Genomic DNA, 15710 nt, shown 5'->3' with positions numbered 1-15710 from the left:
CCGCCGATACACGGTGCGGGCGAAGGAAGCTGCGCCTACAACCCCGGCGTTTCACATCATGATCCACACCACACGACATATCGGGATCCTCCTGCTTGCTGCCTTCCTGGCGGCATCGCAGGCGTATGCCCAGACGCCCACGACTGGCCGCATCCTCGGCAAGGTCGTGGAGGCGAAGACCGGGGAAGGACTGCCCGGTGCGAACGTGACGGTGAAGGGGACGTACTACGGCGGGACGACCGACATCGATGGGAACGTCCGCATCGAGCGCGTGAACCCCGGCACCTATACCATTGAGGTGTCGTTGCTTGGCTACAAGGTGTTACGCTTCACGAATGTGAAGGTCGAGGCCGGGGCCACCGCGACCGTGTCCGCGAAGATGGAAGAGACCGTCCTCACGCTGGATCAGGATGTGGTGATCATCGGTGAGAAACCGTTGTTCGATATCGAAGAGACCTCGAGCCGCAGGAATGTGCAGCAGGCGGACATCCAGGCCGCGGCCGTGCAGAATGTGCAGGCGGTGGTGGCGATGCAGCCCGGCGTCGTCATGGCCGACAACGAGATCCATATCCGCGGTGGCCGCACGCACGAGAATGCGTATCTGCTGGATGGCATCTCGGTGCAGGACCCGATGGCCGGATCCGGCTTCGGCCTGCAGCTCAGCCCGGCATCGATCCAGGAGGTCGAGGTCATCACGGGCGGGTACAATGCCGAGTACGGACAGGCAACCTCCGGCATCGTGAACATCACCACGCGAGAAGGGTCCGACAAGTACAACGGCGCACTCGGCTACAAGACGGATCACTTCGGCTTCAACAACGACAGCCGGTCGAATTGGAACACCGATATCTTTGATGCAACGCTGAGCGGCCCGGAGCCGTTGACGACCTACGTCCTTCCTGCGCTGGGCCTGCAGATCCCCGGTACCCTGAGCTTCTTTGGCTCGGCATACGTCAACCTGACCGACGGCTTCACGCGCTGGGTGGAGACGATCGGGCCGGACTACCGCCCCAATGGTTGGATGGTCCGTGCACCGCATGGCCTGTACTCTTCGATCTGGAAGGGCTCGTCATGGGCACCGCGGCGCTCGAACAACTATTCCTGGCTCAGCAAGCTGACGTGGAAACCGAGCAGCACCGTGAAACTGTCGTACGCCTATAACCAGTCCGTGGTGATCGACCAGAACTCGCAGGCGATCCAGGCAACGCTCGAATACGTGGAACCGAACCCGGGTTATCAGTACCTCTTTCAGAATATCCCGGACAGCGCGCAGACATTCACACAGGTCAACGTCCAGCATTCGTTGTCGTGGACGCACACCCTCAACAAGCAGATGTTCTATGAACTGAAGCTGAGCCGGTACACCGCGCATATCCGTGGCGATGCGAACGGCAAGGCGTTCAGCGACTACCTTGAACCGCAGGACATCGTCACGCTGCCGATCACGTATTACCGGCCGGGCAAGGACACCACCGGTGTGGTGCCCGGCGACGGATTCTATGATCTGGGTTCACCCACTTCATGGCGCGACCATTTCCTGACCGAGTATACCTTCAAGGGCGACCTGACCAACTTCTTCACGGAGAAGAACAAGTTCAAGACCGGTTTTGAGATGCGGTTCCAGGATATGCAGATGGTCGACATCTACCGTCCGTGGGTCAAGCCGCTCGGATTCGACCACGACATCTACAGTGTTCAGGCGATGCAGGGGGCCTTCTATGCGCAGGACAACCTGGCGCTGAGCGGCATGTTGTTGAACTTCGGCCTGCGCCTGGACTACTGGGCGCCGGGGAAGTTCGTGGATGATGTCGCCTCGGATACGTCGACCTCCCTGATCATTTCTCCGGCATTGCGGCAGGCGTATCTCGACAATACGATCTCGTTGTTCGGACGCAGGTTCAAGGCGCGTTTGAGCCCGCGCCTCGGCATCTCGCACCCGGTCTCCGACAATCAGACGTTGTTCTTCTCGTACGGCCATTTCTCGAAGCTGCCGCGTCCGCAGTTCGTGTACGCGAAGCTCAATCAATCGTCGGTACGCTCGTCGCTCCCGGTCGGCAACCCGAATCTGAATCCGGAGACGACCGTCGCCTATGAGCTCGGCCTGCGCAACCAGCTCTCGGGCAGCGATGTCCTGACGATCACGGCGTTCTACAAGGACATCTTCGATTACATCACCGAGAAGAGCGTGTTGCGGGTGAACACGGTCGGCGGTGCGCAGTATTATTCGACGTATCTCAATTCCGACTACGGACGCGTCCGCGGCATCGAGGTCGAGTACAAGACCCGCTTCGGGAACTGGTTCCGCGGCGGGGTCTCGGGGTCGTATTCGATCGCGACCGGCAAGAGCTCGACGCCGAATGAGAACCTTGTGCGACTGTCGCAGGGCGAGCCGGAGAACATCCGGGAGATCTATCTGATCTGGGACCGGCCGTTGCAGATCTCCGCGACACTGAATTTCACGGCTCCGAAGGGCCAGCCGGTCTTCGGCGTTGCACCGGGCATCCTGGACGAGTGGAATGCGTTCGTCCGCGTCTTCTTCCAGTCCGGCAAGCGCTACACGTCGCAGATCTACACGGGTGTGGAAGCCGCCACCGGCCGGCCGCAGTACATCGCCGACTACGACAACGTGAACGGCGCCGTGGGTGAGAACTGGTTCTACATCGATGTGAACATCGAGAAAGCGATCGATCTCGGTGTGGGAAAACTCGTCGCCAGCATCGAGGTCCAGAATCTCTTTGATGCGAGGAACTCGCAGATCGTGAACCCGGTGACCGGCAAGGCGTACGAATACGGTGACCGGACGCCGACAGGCTACAATGATCCGTTGTATCCGACGCTGGTCGGGAACGTGTCGCCGTTCCCCTATAACCCGGCCCGGTATCTCAATCCGCGCACGATCCGCGGCAGTCTGTCGTTCAGGTTCTGATCCCATGAAGCGCACCACACGCACATACCGCCCCCGTTGCCCGGCATCTGCCGGATGCCTGACGGTGCTTGCCCTGGCCGTGCTGCTGGGTGCTGCGCCGGTGTCCGGGCAACTTGTGCCGAACCTCGGCGGCCAGCGCGCTGGCATCTCGGCATTCCAGTTCCTGAAGATCGGGGTGGGTGCGCGGGGTGTTGCGATGGGCGAATCGTACGTTGCCGTTGCCAACGACGCTTCCAGCCTGTACTGGAACCCGGCAGGCATGGCACAGATGACGGAGAACGAGGTCTTCGTGGCACACACCGAGTATGTGGCCGATATCCGTCACGAGTATCTCGGTGCTGTGTACCATCTCACCGCGGTGGATGCTGTTGGTCTGTCGATGACCTCGCTGCACATGCAGGATATGGAGATCACCACCGAGACCCGCCCATTGGGGACGGGACGGTACTTCTCCTTTGGCGATGTAGGCATCGGGCTTTCGTACGCACGCAAGATGACTGAACAGTTCAGCTTCGGCGCAACGGTCCGGTATGCGGAAGAGACCCTGGATATGCTGAAGATGCGGTCATTCATGGTGGACCTGGGCACGTACTACTGGACCGGCCTCGGGACCGCGCGGTTCGCGGTCGTGATCACGAACTTCGGCGCCGACGTGAAGCCGGATGGGACGGCGACGCAGACGGACGGCGGGACCGTGACGGACTTCCAGTCGTTCTCTCTGCCCACGGTGTTCAAGCTTGGCTTTGCGTTCGAACCGGTGATGACGGACGAACACCGCGTCACGACGTCCGTGCAGCTCAATCATCCGAACGACAACGCCGAGAACGTCCGGGTCGGCGTGGAGTACGCCTGGCAGAATACGTTCTTCCTGCGTGGCGGGTTGAAGCGGACGATCGGCCAGAAGCTTCTTGCCGCGGATGAAACCTCCGAAGAAAGCTTCATGCTTGGTGCCGGTTTCAGGGTTGCAACCGACGTGAGTACGATCTCCGCGGACTATGCGTATGCCCATTTCAATCTTCTGGGTGCCGTGCACCGATTCTCTGTGACATTCAGCCTGTGATGCGCCTGACCATTGCTTCCATATCGCGTGTTGCGTGCGTCGCCCTCGCCGGGGTGGCTCTGGCATTCATCGGGTGTGACAAGCCGATGGACCTTGCGACGCTGCCGCAACAGCCAGCATCGTTGCTGGACACGGCCTATGTCGCGATCATGCCTCCGTTCGGAGGTTTCACCGGTCCCGAGGGCATGGTGATCGGCAAGGACCAGTTGCTGTATGTGGCCGACACCCGCGCGAACCGCCTCGTCATGCTCAATCGGGCCGGCGGCATGCTGAGTGAACGCACCATGGTGCATCCGGTGGCGGTGTCGCAGGACAGCCGTCTGGACCTTCTGGTCTGTGGCGAGATGGTCGCCGCCAACGGCGATACCGTCGGCGCCATCTTCCGTATCCATCTTGTCTCCGCCTCGGCGGATTCCGCGCACCGGCTGGACCGGTCACGGGTCGATACCGTCTGGCGTGAACTCGCCCATCCGCGGCGGCGTTTCTCCGGCATCACCGTGCTCGCCGACAACTCGTATCTCGCGGCACGCGACGGATCGGACAATTCCAGCCTCATCGATCCCGATGGCAGGGTGCTGCTGTTCGACAAGAACGATGTGTTCGTCACACCGCTCCCGGCGTTCGTGACAGGGTCCGGGACGGGCATTGCGAACATCAATCATCCGACATCGATCACGGCGTTCCCGAACAGCATGGACTTCGTGCTGGTTCAATCGTCGGACGGCGTTGCGTATGGCTCGCTCTGGATGACGTATTCCAGCACGAGCGACTTCCAGGGGTGGCTGCCCCGGTTCGATCCGGCGCGCGCCGAGGACCGGTCGGTGGATTTCATCAAACCGGCCCGGTTCGCGCGGGCAAGGGCGGTAGCGATCGATCCGTCGCGGCGTGACGTGTTCATTGCGGATATCGGCGCCGACAGCATTTTCAAGTTCAACAGCCGCGGGGTCCTTCGCGGGGAGTCGTTCGGGCGCGTGCGGTCGGAAGGCCTGATGCGCCGGCCTTCAGCGCTCGCCTTCTTCGAGAAGATCCTGTATGTGCTCGACCAGGAACAGGGGATCATCCTCCGGTACCGGTTGAGCACGGACGTCCCGAGGTAACGCCGTGCACGATATGATCGGTGCATACCGCCGCATGCTCACGGCCGGCAGGCTGCTGGCCTGTACGCTCTTCCTCCTTACCGCGCTCCCCGGATCTGCGTCCTCCTCCGATTCCACATTCACACTGTATCCCCGGTTCCGTCAACCCTTTGCCGTCCAGCGCGGACTGCTGCGCGAGAAGACCCTGCAACGCCCGAAGGTCGGGATCGTGTTGAGCGGCGGTGGGTCGCGCGGTGCCGCACAGATCGGTGTCATCCGTGCTCTCGAGCGGCATGGCATCCCGATCGACTTCATCGCTTCGACGAGTATGGGCTCGATCGTCGGCGGGTTGTATGCGGCGGGGTACACTGTCGCCGAACTGGAAAGCCTCGCCACCCATACGAACTGGGACGATGTGATCGTCCTCGGCGACGAAACACAGCGTTCACAGCTCTTCGTCGACCAGAAGCTGGCGGACGACAGAAGTTTCATCGCCATCCGCTTCGAAGGCCTCGAGCCGGTGCTCCCTCCGGCGGTCTCCTCCGGCCAGCGGCTCACGGACTTCCTCAGCGCACGCATGCTCCAGGCGCTGTACTATCCTTTCCCCGATTTCGATCATCTGAAGATACCGTTCCGGGCCGTCGCCACCGACCTGGTGTCGGGGGAGCGGATCGTGCTGCGCGATGGTTCCCTTGCCGAGGCCATGCGCGCCAGTGCGACGGTCCCGCTGCTGTTCAGCCCGATCGAGAGGGACAGCATGCGGCTGGTGGACGGTGGGTTGGTCTCGAATGTTCCCGTCGATATCGCCCGTGGTGCGGGGTGTGATATCATCATTGCCGTGAACTCGACCAGCGGGCTCCGCACGGCGGACGAGATGCGTTCGCCCTGGCAGACGGCCGATCAGATCATGGGCATCATGATGAAGAGGCTGAATGAAGCCCAGATGGGTGATGCGGACATCGTCATCACGCCGGACATCGGGCGGCACCTTTCCTCGTCGTTTCATGGACTCGATTCGCTGATCAGAAAGGGTGACGAAACCGCGGAGCGGCACATCCAGGAGATCATGGCGATCTATGCACACCGGAGCGACAGCCTGGCCGCGGTCGCTGGCGGGCCGGTGCTCCCTGCACCGCTCATCGTTGAACGCGGTGATGCCTCGATACCTGATTCGTTGTGGGACCGGTGGAAGCTGCCGGTGGGAGTCGGGCCGGTACCGCTGTATGATCTTGAAGGGTTCCTCGGAAAGGTCTATGCGAGCGGCTACTTCGACAGTGTGTGGGCGCAGGTGCACACAGGGCCGACGGGGACCCGATCGTCGATCTTTGCATCACCGAACCCGACACTGCGGTCGGTGTCGTTCACGGGAAACACGATCCTTTCGGACGCACAACTCCGGAGTGTGTTCACCCCGCTCCTTGGCCGTGTCCTGAATCATGCCGCAACAGCGGGGGCGTTGGAGGGATTGACCCGGCTGTATCGCAGGGAAGGGTTCTCCCTTGCGCACATCGACTCCGTGAGGTTCGACGAGGTGCGTGGGGCGCTGGTGCTGATGATCGATGAAGGGATCATCTCACGCATCGAAATTCAGGGTGGCGTACGGACACAGGATGCATTCGTCCTGCAGGAATTCCCGCTCACCCCCGGGGAAGTGTTCCGGCTCGACCAGGCGCGCCGCGGACTGTCGCAATTATCGGGCACACGGTTGTTCGAGTACGTGTATCTTGAGCTGACCTCCCTCACGAAGGAGATCGTCCTCACCATCCGGATCAAGGAACGGCCGTCGCAGTTGGTGCGGCTCGGGTTGCGCGCCGACGACGAGCGGCAGCTGCAGGGGATGCTGGACATCCGTGATGAGAACTGGCAGGGGACGGGTATGCAACTCGGATTCCAGCTTGCGGGCGGCCAGCGCAACGGTGACGCAACGCTCGATTTCAATATGAAGGGGCTTTTCAATACCTACCTCACGTTGGGTGTGAGCGTCTTTCATCGCACGTGGGACACGTATCTGTACGGCAATGCTCCCAAGACGCATCCGAACCGGTGGGACCGTGACCTCCTCGGGGAGTATCGCGACATCCGCTACGGGTTCACGGTCTCCTTCGGAAGCCTTCTCGAGCGCCTGGGCAACGCGACCGCGGAATTCACCTGGCAGAACATCCGGCTCCTGAACGTCCAGGACCTTGCCGGCATGGATGAGCGGTATCGCCTGGCGATCGTTCGCCTTGCCACCCTGGTGGATACCAAGGACTCGTATCCGTTCCCGACAAAAGGAGTGGGATTCCGGATGTCGTACGAGTTCTCGCTCGAAGGGCTCGGCAGTCAGGTCGGATACAATTCCCTGCAGGCGATGTATGAGAATTATGCCAGTTGGGGGAAGGCGCTCACGTTCCATCCCCGGTTCACGCTCGGGTTTGCGGACAACACCATGCCGCTGGCACAACAGTTCCGGCTGGGAGGGCGCGATTCGTTCTTCGGTCTGCGGGAAGACGACCGCCGCGGCCGTCAGCTCCTGCTGATGAACATGGAGGTGCGGTACAAGCTTCCCATCCAGTTGCTTTTCGACACGTATCTCCGTGCCCGATACGACCTCGGGACCATCTCGGCGGTGCCGGAAGAGATCAAGTTCAGCTCCCTGCTTCATGGGGTCGGTGTGGAGCTGGCGTTCGCGACCCCCGTGGGCCCGGCCGTCTTCGGCGTAGGCAAGGCATTCTACTTTACCTCCGACCTTCCCAACCAACCGGTGCAGCAGGGTCCGTTCCTGGCGTATGTCATGCTTGGCTATCAATTGTAAACCCAGCGGAGAATGCGTATATTATGCACGCTTTTGACCCGTTCTCCGGATGTACAGATCCATTGACGATCGGACCATCACGATGACCACCAAAGCACCATCCCCGGTGAAGCCCGGCCCTGCAGATTCCCTCGAATCCGTTGCCTATGCCGCGGTGAGCGGCATTCCTGTGAGCGAACCGCATGACCGCGATCGGCTCGGATACAACGTCTGGTACTGGCTGACGAACCGGAAGGATCCGCTGGAGATCGTGGTACAGACCACGATGGCACGGCTGGAGATCCCCGAAGCAGAGGCGGTCCAGCGCATCAAAGATGCGTTGCGGGCGAAAGGCATCTCGGTCTGATCCACGCCGCGGCGCGGAGAGTGATCACCCATGGAACTCTTCTTTCAGGCATTCATCCCGTTATTCGTTGCCATCGATGTGTTCGGAGTCCTGCCCCTGTATGTCGGGCTCACGGAAGGCATGAGTGACGGTGCACGGCGCACGCTCGCTGCCGAGGCAACGCTCACGGCGTTCGGCATTTCGCTCGTGTTCCTTGTTGCTGGCAAATTGCTGTTCGGCTTTCTCGGGATCACGGAACATGATTTCCGTGTCGGCGGCGGGATCGTCCTCCTCGTGCTTGCGGTGAACGACCTGCTCTTCTCGCACGAACTGAAACGCCTCCCCGGTGCGCGGGTGGGGGTGGTACCGATCGGGATCCCGCTCATCATGGGGCCTGCCGGACTTACCACGATCCTGGTCCTGGTGAATTCGTATGGCTATGGTTGGGCCGTGGTATCGCTCCTGACCAACATGGTCATCGTGTGGTTGGTGTTCGACCGGGCCGGGCTGATGACACGGGTCCTTCGCGAGGCCGGCGCCAAGGCCATTGCGAAGGTTGCGGCGCTCTTCCTCTGCGGTATCGCGGTGATGATGATCCGCAGCGGTATCCAGGGCATGCTCCGCATGATGGAATGACGGTGTGGGGGTGGTGCCGGATGGGAACGACACGCGCCCCACGGACCACGTTGCAGTAGTCAGGCTGCACTCATCTCGCATATGACGGACAGAGGGACATATGGATCTCGGTCTTCGTGGTCGTGTTGCGCTGGTCTGCGCTGCCAGTCAGGGACTGGGCAAGGCCGCGGCGTTGGGGTTCGCCCGTGAGGGCGCTCATGTGGTGATCTGTTCACGGCAGAAGAAGGTGCTGCAGCTGGCCGCGGATGAGATCCGTGCGGCGGCCGTCGAGAATGCGGCCCGGGTTGTCCCCGTCGTTGCCGACCTCACCAAACCCCGTCAGATCGCTGCTGTTGTCGCACGCACGGTGAAACTGTTCGGCCGGATCGATGTTCTTGTGACGAATGCGGGTGGCCCTCCGGTGGGGACGTTCCCGGACCTGGACGATGCCACATGGGAGAAGGGGGTGGCGCTGACGCTGATGAGCACCGTGCGGATGATACGTGCGGTCCTCCCGCACATGCAGAAGCGCAAGTGGGGGCGCATCGTCAACATCACGTCGATCGCCGCCAAGCAGCCGATCAATGACCTGATCATCTCGTCGGCCATCCGTCCGGGTATCCTCGGACTATCGCGCGTGCTGGCATCGCAGTACGCAAAGGATGGTATCCTTGTGAATAGCGTTGCCCCGGGCTTCATGCGGACCGCCCGGATGGAGCAGATCGGCACCTCGCGCGCGAAGGAGGCGGGGGTGTCTCTTGATGACTTCTTCGCGAAACAATCTCGTGACATTCCGCTACAGCGCTACGGCGAACCCGGGGAACTGGCGAATATGATCGTCTTCCTCGGTTCCGAACGCGCCAGTTATATCACCGGGGCCACCATCAGCGTTGATGGCGGACTTCTGAAGGGACTCTTCTAAGTTATGGCAACCACTGAAGTGATGCGTCTGCACAGTGCCGGGGAGGAGCCCCGCCCGCGATTCGACTATCGTGGACGGCATCGGTATACGATCACGCTCGAAGTAGCGGAGGACAAGCCGGTCTTCACAACGCGTGAACGCGTGCTGAAGGCATTGAGCATGCTCCGCGAAGCCGCCGTGGAACACGGGTTCGAGATCCAGGCGTACAGTTTTCTCCCGTCGCGCGTGCTGCTTCTCGTGCAGGGAAAAGAGGATACCTCGTACATGAAAGGGATTCCTGAGTGCGTTCCGGTCGGGTGCGCATGCGATCCTTGTCGAGGAACTCGGGCATACGCTCTGGAAGAAGACGTACAAGGAGCGGGTGTTGCGGAAAGGCGAGAGCACGCCCTCCATGGCGCGGGATATGTGGCTCACACCCGTAACGGAGAATCTTGCTGCCTCTGCGGAAGCCTATGAATTCCAGGGATCGTTCGTGAAGTGGCTGCGTCCGGGAGGTGCACCGGTAGCTGAAGGCGGCGGTTCGCAGGGCTATGGCCCGGTGTACCGGAAGTCCGGCCCTCCAGAGGGTGGACGGCCCGAGTTCCGCAAGAGCGGGCCACCCCGGGGAGACAAGCCAGAGTATCGCAAGGGAGGAAGCTCACAGGCCGGCCGGCCTGAGTTCCGTAAGGGCGGCTCGTCGCAGGGTGGGCGTCCTGAGTATCGCAAGAGTGGACCATCGCAAGGTGGTCGGCCGGATTTCAGGAAGAGCGGATCGGCCGAGGGTGGCCGTCCGGATTTCAAGCGGAGCGGCCCGCCGAGAGGTGGCCGTCCGGACTTCAAACGGAGTGGCCCGCCGAGAGGCGACCGTCCGGACTTCAAGCGGAGTGGCCCGCCGAAGGGTGACCGTCCGGATTTCAAGCGGAGTGGCCCGCCGAGAGGTGACCGTCCGGACTTCAAGCGGAGTGGCCCGCCGAGAGGCGACCGTCCGGACTTCAAGCGGAGTGGCCCGCCGAGAGGTGACCGTCCTGATTTCAAACGGAGTGGTCCGCCGAAGGGCGACCGTCCGGATTTCAAACGGAGTGGTCCGCCGAAGGGTGACCGTCCGGATTTCAAACGGAGTGGTCCGCCGAAGGGCGACCGTCCGGATTTCAAGCGGAGTGGCCCGCCGAAGGGTGACCGTCCGGATTTCAAGCGGAGTGGCCCGCCGAAGGGCGACCGTCCGGATTTCAAACGGAGTGGTCCGCCGAAGGGTGACCGTCCGGATTTCAGGAAGAGTGGTCCTTCCGGAGGATCCGGGCGGCCGTTCAAGCCGCGTTCATCCGGTCCGCCGAGAGGCGGATCCGGGAAGCCGTTCCGTCCGCGTTCCGGTGGCGGTCAGGGAAGGTCCTGAGCGGGAGAAGTTCGCAACAAAAAGAAAGCGGCGCCCATCCCGGCGCCGCTTTCTGCGTACTGAGGATCATGACGATGTTGCCTGCCGTCAGATCTGCATCCCCGCATCACCCCGCATGCCTGTACGCACCTTCGAACAGAGATCCCGTTGCTGCTTCGCGCCGTGCGATCGGTGCGAGATGTGGGAAGGCCTGCAACGCCTGCACCGGCATGGGCACCGTGCATCCGTCGTGCAGCGCGCTCAGCATCTCAAAGGCGTTTGCGACGGCTTTGCCGCCGGTGGTGTTGTTCAGGATGACGTAGGCATCATGGCATTCCGCCGGGGCGCCATCGATGCGGCGTTTCAGTTCACGGAGTTCCCGCGCATTGTAGAGATAGTCGTAGCGCACATCGTAGGTGTTGAGCAGCCAGGCCTTTTCATTCCGGCCGTGCAGGCGGAAGTAGGAACGTTCGCCGCGGGGGCGCGGGAACGTGATCGGGAATTGCTTGATGCGCGGCAGGTCGGCATGAACGGATGCCGCGCCGATCTCCTGGAGGAAGGGGGCAAGGGATGGACCTTCCCAGGATGCATGCCGGAGTTCGATGTGCAGCGGGAAGCCCTTCAGAGCAGCGGCGAGCTTCTCGAGATGGAATCTGTTCGCACCGGTGTTCGTGAACGCGTAGGGAAACTGGGCCAGGACCGCACCGAGGTGGCCGGAGTGCTGCAGGGCGGAGAGGACCTCGGTGAGGGATCGCACCACCGGTGCGGTGACCGACCGGCCGTGGGTGAGCGACGAATGGGCCTTCACGATGAACCGGAAGTCACTCCGCGCCTCCACCGCGCGCGCCCACTCGCGGGCATCATCGGCGCCAAGGGAATCGTCCCAGAATGTGGGCCGGATCTCCGTCGTGCTGAAATAGCGTGCGTAGATCTCCAGCTTCGCCGCGGGCGACAATCCGGCGGACGGATAGAGGCACCTGTCGAGCACATCGTGTTCCCAACCGCCGACGCCTACATGATACCGGATCCCGTTCTGGCTCATAGCTTCCTCCGAAAGAAACGTCTTGACACTCGCGTTGATGTTCCGTATATTTGACACCAGCAACATACGACATTTATGTCGTCCTGTCAAGAGGAAAGTTGACAATTATGTCCCGGAAAGAATCATGAAGAATTCCATCGGCGACCGGTTGCGCGAGGCGAGGGAGAACAAGGAGATGGACCAGGCGGCGTTGGCAGACAAGGCCGGCGTGGTCACGCGCACGCTCCAGCGGTGGGAGAAGGGTGAGCAGGTGCCCGACGGGGTATCGATCACGCGCCTGGCCAAAGCGACGGGGGTATCGGCGAGCTGGTTGTTGACCGGGGAGGGCGACGTCTATCCCTCCACGCCCCGGCCGGACAACATGTTCCATCTCCCGGGGTCCGCGCGCAGGAAGAACCGTCTCGTCGATCTCCCCCTGGTGTCCTCCGTGCCTGCCGGCAAGGTGGCCACGATGTTCCATCCCGACTACACCGACGATTATGTGACCGTCGATGATGTGAAGGACCCGCAGGCGTTCGCGTTGCGGGTGAAGGGGAATAGTATGGCCACGCGGATCGAGGACGGTGACGTCGTGATCGTGAGTCCGCAGCAGGAAGCGCGCAGCGGCGACATCTGCGTTGTGCGCGTGAACGGCGAGGATACGCTGAAGAAAGTGAAGTTCGAAGGGAACTACATCCACCTCATTCCCTTCAATCCCGAATTCGAACCGGTGACGGTGAAGAAGCGGGAAGTGAATTTCGTGTGGAAGGTCATCAAACTCATCAAAGAGCTGTAAGAGACGGGAAGAGTGCCCACGGCACTCTTCCCTGTGTTACGACACCATGTGAACCACGACGCCGTCGCGGAGCTTCGGCTCGAACCAGGTCGACTTCGGCGGCATGATCTGTCCCGCATCGGCGATGGCCAGAAGCTCGTCGATCGATGTCGGGAACATCGCGAACGCGACCGTCATCTCCCCGCTGTCCACGCGCTTCTCCAGTTCACCCAACCCGCGGATCCCACCCACAAAATCGATGCGCTTGCTCGTCCGCGGATCATCGATGCCCAGCACCGGCGCAAGCAGATACTTCTGCAGGATGGACACGTCCAACCGCTCGACAGGATCGGCGATCGAGGTGAGCGATGACGGTGCGGTCAGGATGTACCACCGCCCCTTCATATACATCCCATACTCACCCTTGCGGGCCGGACGGTGTTGCGTTGCGGCAGGTGCCACGCTGAAGACCTTCCGGAGTTCGGCGAAGAACGCCTCTTCGGTCCGACCGTTCAGGTCCTTGACCACACGGTTGTAGTCCATGATGCGCAACTGCGGGGCGGGGAAGAGCACCGCGAGGAAGAAATTGTATTCCTCATCGCCGCGGTGGTTCGGATTCGCATCGGCGAGTTCCTTACCCACGCGGGCCGCTGCCGCCGAGCGATGGTGGCCATCGGCAACATACAGCGCAGGGACCTTCGTGAACGCCTCGGCGACCGCATGGACGGTCGCCGTATCCGCAATGACCCACAATTGGTGCCGGATCCCATCCGGCGCCGTGAAATCGTATTCCGCCTTCGCGGCGCTCACGCGCGCAACGATCGCATCGATCGCCGGTTCGGCCCGATAGGTCAGGAAGATCGGGCCGGAGTGTGCATTGGTGACCCGGACGTGCTTCGTCCGGTCGTCCTCTTTGTCCTTACGGGTCAGCTCGTGCTTCTTGATCGTGTTGTTCAGATACTCTGCAACGGCCGCACATCCCACGATCCCGAACTGGGTGTGGCCATGCATCGTCTGTGCATACACATAGAATGCAGGCGTCTTCTCCTCCATCAGCACGCCATCCCGGATGAGCTTCTCCAGGTTCTCCTTCCCCTTGAGGTACACCCGCTCATCGTACAGGTGGATGTCGGGTGGCAGATCGATCTCGGGCTTCCCGACATGCAGGAAGGAGAGCGGATTGCCGGCGGCCTCGGTGCGCGCCTCATCGGAGTTGAGCACATCGTAGGGTTTGGCTGCCACCTGCGCTGCGAACTGTGGCTGCGGGCGGAATCCTTTGAACGGACGGAGGGTCGACATGTCGTTGGTCGAGAAATGAAAGAAAGAGGGAAAATGTCAGTACGACAGACAAGAAACAAGGAAGCCCGCGCTCTGTACGAAGAACACGTCGCCAGGAGAGAGGAGGGGAGTGAGAAGGAATGAGTGAAGGGGCAGTCCCTCCACTCATCCTTGTTCCATCCTCTGTCTTCGCTGCTAGAGCGTTGGCAGTACCTTTTCGATGGCCGAGGTGACCTCTTTCATATCGGCCATGGTCAATTCGCCCATGTGCGCGATGCGGAAGGTCTTCTCTTTCAGGTCGCCGTAGCCGTTGGAGATCTGCATGCCCATCTTGCCCAGCGCGTCGTTCAACGCCTTCACGGAGATATTCCGCGTGTTGGTGATGGTGGTGAGGGTCTGCGACGCATACTTCTCTTCCGGGAAGAGTGCGAAATGTTCTTTCGCCCAGGCGCGCGTGAACTCCGCCATCTCCTTGTGACGCGCATAGCGCTTCTCGAGCCCTTCCGCAAGGATGCGGTCGAGTTGATAGTGCAGCGCGAACATGTGGGAGAGCGACGGCGTCGCGGAATACTGGTGATCCTTGGTCTCCACATACTTATAGAGTTCGAGGAGGTCCAGGTACCATCCGCGGTACTTCACCTGCTTGCCGTGTTCGAGTGCCTTCGGGGAGATGGAGCAGATCGCCATGCCCGGAGGAAGTGCCAGGGCTTTCTGGGTGGACGTGATGCACACGTCGATGCCCAGTTCGTCCACGGGGATCTTGACGCCTGCCATGGAACTGACGGTATCCACGAGCCAGATCACATCGGGATACTTCTTCACGACCTGTGCGATCTCGGCAACGGGATTCATGACGCCCGTGGAGGTCTCGTTATGCGTGACGGTCAGGACGTCGTACTTGCCCGTGGCCAGTGCCTTGTCCACCATCTCTGCGGTGGTCGGCTTGCCGAACTCCGACTCAACGAGGTCGGCCTCGACGCCGTTGGCGAGGGCCATCTTGTACCAGCGTTTGCCGAAGGCGCCGACGGAGAAGCACATCGCGCGTTTGGCGGTCATGGAGCGGATGGATCCTTCCATGAGGCCGGATCCCGATGACGTGGAGAGGAGGATCGGGTTCACGGTATGGAACACCTGCTTCATCTTGTCGCTGATCTCACGCTGGAGCGTGGAGGCGTCCTTGGAGCGGTGCCCCATCATGGGGGTGGCCATCTTCTGGAGTACATCCGGGGCTACCTCGGTCGGGCCCGGGATGAACAATTTCTTATGCATGCGTACCTCTCCTGGTATGTGCGGGGCAAGATGTCGGGGTCAGTAACAACGGTGGTCCGGGTACAACGCTATAAATTTCGCCATTTGTCACCACAATTGCAACGCGCAGAGAGGCCGTCGGTTTGCCCCTCCGTGCCCTCCCACGGCGGAAATGCTCAAGAGGCGGAACGGCCCTGCCAATTCCCTCCTGCATCGCCCACACAGGAGTCGCGTTTCCGCTGTGGGAGGGCACGGCGGGGCTCTCTACCGTCGGCCGGGTTGAAACGCGAACGGCGCCCGTCCCTGGGGGACAGACGCCGTT

General features: G+C 61.5%; 12 protein-coding genes. 9 read left to right on the top strand and 3 right to left on the bottom strand.

The genetic code is table 11. The features are described from left to right. Positions 1-58: 58 nt before the first annotated feature. The 8 genes from IPI01_12375 (at position 59) to IPI01_12340 (ending at position 11087) form a co-directional block, all read left to right on the top strand. Entirely contained in the window at positions 59-2926 is a 2868-nt protein-coding gene (locus IPI01_12375) for a TonB-dependent receptor (GenBank protein MBK7258572.1), read from the top strand. A gap of 4 nt (positions 2927-2930) precedes the next feature. Continuing rightward, positions 2931-3986 (top strand): PorV/PorQ family protein, encoded by a 1056-nt coding sequence (locus IPI01_12370; protein MBK7258571.1) that lies wholly within the window; start codon positions 2931-2933, stop codon positions 3984-3986. Beyond that, entirely contained in the window at positions 3986-5083 is a 1098-nt protein-coding gene (locus IPI01_12365) for a hypothetical protein (GenBank protein ID MBK7258570.1), read from the top strand. Before IPI01_12370 ends, IPI01_12365 begins: the two co-directional genes overlap by 1 nt. Positions 5084-5087: 4 nt before the next feature. After that, on the top strand, positions 5088-7856 hold the full coding sequence (locus IPI01_12360; GenBank protein MBK7258569.1) for a patatin-like phospholipase family protein: 2769 nt from the start codon (positions 5088-5090) through the stop codon (positions 7854-7856). A gap of 82 nt (positions 7857-7938) precedes the next feature. Then, entirely contained in the window at positions 7939-8202 is a 264-nt protein-coding gene (locus IPI01_12355) for a hypothetical protein (protein ID MBK7258568.1), read from the top strand. 30 nt (positions 8203-8232) lie between these two features. Then, positions 8233-8817, top strand: a complete 585-nt coding sequence (locus IPI01_12350; GenBank protein ID MBK7258567.1) for a MarC family protein — start codon at positions 8233-8235, stop codon at positions 8815-8817. 100 nt (positions 8818-8917) lie between these two features. Continuing rightward, complete coding sequence (locus IPI01_12345; protein ID MBK7258566.1) at positions 8918-9718, top strand: SDR family oxidoreductase; 801 nt, start codon at positions 8918-8920, stop codon at positions 9716-9718. A gap of 364 nt (positions 9719-10082) precedes the next feature. Then, the gene (locus IPI01_12340; GenBank protein ID MBK7258565.1) at positions 10083-11087 is read left to right on the top strand and encodes a hypothetical protein; all 1005 of its coding nucleotides are present in this window, start codon (positions 10083-10085) and stop codon (positions 11085-11087) included. Positions 11088-11193: 106 nt separating this feature from the next. Here the strand turns inward: IPI01_12340 and IPI01_12335 are convergent, their stop codons facing one another. After that, positions 11194-12108 carry a DUF72 domain-containing protein gene (locus tag IPI01_12335; GenBank protein ID MBK7258564.1) on the bottom strand — a complete coding sequence of 305 codons (915 nt, stop codon included), beginning with the start codon at positions 12106-12108 and terminating at the stop codon, positions 11194-11196. Between the two features lie 124 nt (positions 12109-12232). Between IPI01_12335 and IPI01_12330 the strand changes: the two genes are divergently transcribed. Then, positions 12233-12883 (top strand): helix-turn-helix domain-containing protein, encoded by a 651-nt coding sequence (locus IPI01_12330; protein MBK7258563.1) that lies wholly within the window; start codon positions 12233-12235, stop codon positions 12881-12883. Between the two features lie 36 nt (positions 12884-12919). On the opposite strand, the gene IPI01_12325 is transcribed toward IPI01_12330, so the two are convergent. Beyond that, the gene (locus tag IPI01_12325; GenBank protein MBK7258562.1) at positions 12920-14161 is read right to left on the bottom strand and encodes a DUF1015 domain-containing protein; all 1242 of its coding nucleotides are present in this window, start codon (positions 14159-14161) and stop codon (positions 12920-12922) included. 174 nt (positions 14162-14335) lie between these two features. Then, positions 14336-15409 carry an alanine--glyoxylate aminotransferase family protein gene (locus IPI01_12320; protein MBK7258561.1) on the bottom strand — a complete coding sequence of 358 codons (1074 nt, stop codon included), beginning with the start codon at positions 15407-15409 and terminating at the stop codon, positions 14336-14338. Between the last annotated feature and the right edge of the window lie 301 nt (positions 15410-15710).

Source organism: Ignavibacteriota bacterium (assembly GCA_016707525.1).
Taxonomy (GTDB): Bacteria; Bacteroidota; Ignavibacteria; order UBA10030; family UBA6906; genus JAGDMK01.
The sequence above is the reverse complement of the archived record's forward strand: the minus strand, read 5'-3'. Positions and strand labels throughout refer to the sequence as shown.